The organism is Arsukibacterium sp. MJ3 (genome assembly GCF_000987765.1).
Taxonomy (GTDB): Bacteria; Pseudomonadota; Gammaproteobacteria; order Enterobacterales; family Alteromonadaceae; genus Alishewanella.
Genome location: NZ_LAHP01000109.1, coordinates 1 through 663 on the forward strand (window position 1 = coordinate 1; position 663 = coordinate 663).

Consider the following 663-nt stretch of genomic DNA (forward strand, 5'->3'; position numbering starts at 1 on the left):
GCATCATCCGGCCACCTGTTTCGGTATCGTCCGGCCAGTTTGTTCTTCCTTCGTTTTACGAACTTTGGCATAACAGTTTTTTAACTGTTTGTTGGAGTAGTCATGACACGTAAGAAGAAAATGGTAAGGACAGATATGCACACTTATCTGGATATATTCCGCCTTAAATTTGAGGCCAAGTTAAGCGATCGGCAAATCTCTCAAGCACTGAATATTGGCCGGGCGACCATCAGTGATGTGGTTATCCGCTTCAAAAATTTAGGTCTGAGTTGGCCGCTTGCAGCGGATCATCCGCTTGATAACCTCGACAAACAGTTATTTCCTGGTCGTGATTACAGTACGCAACGTGTGTTACCCCAGTGGCCACAGATGCATATTGAGCTGCGCAGGAAAGGCGTAACCAAATTGCTGTTATGGCAGGAGTATCAAGCAGAGCATGGCAGCAAAGCCCTTGGCTACACCCAGTACTGCGAGCATTATCGGCGCTGGTGCGCCGTGCAAAAGCGCTCTATGCGGCAACACCACGAAGCCGGTGATAAGCTGTTTATCGACTTCTGCGGCCCTACTGTGCCCATTGTTAACCCACAAACCGGCGAGATAAAGCCCGCTGCTATCTTCGTCGCCACAATGGGTGCATCCAACTACACCTATATTGAAGCCTGT

At 49.0% G+C, this 663-nt stretch carries 1 pseudogene; it reads left to right on the forward strand.

Going from position 1 to position 663, the window contains the following annotated elements:
• Positions 1-102: 102 nt before the first annotated feature.
• A pseudogene (locus tag VT06_RS17020) lies at positions 103-663 on the forward strand (IS21 family transposase); the annotation flags it as partial.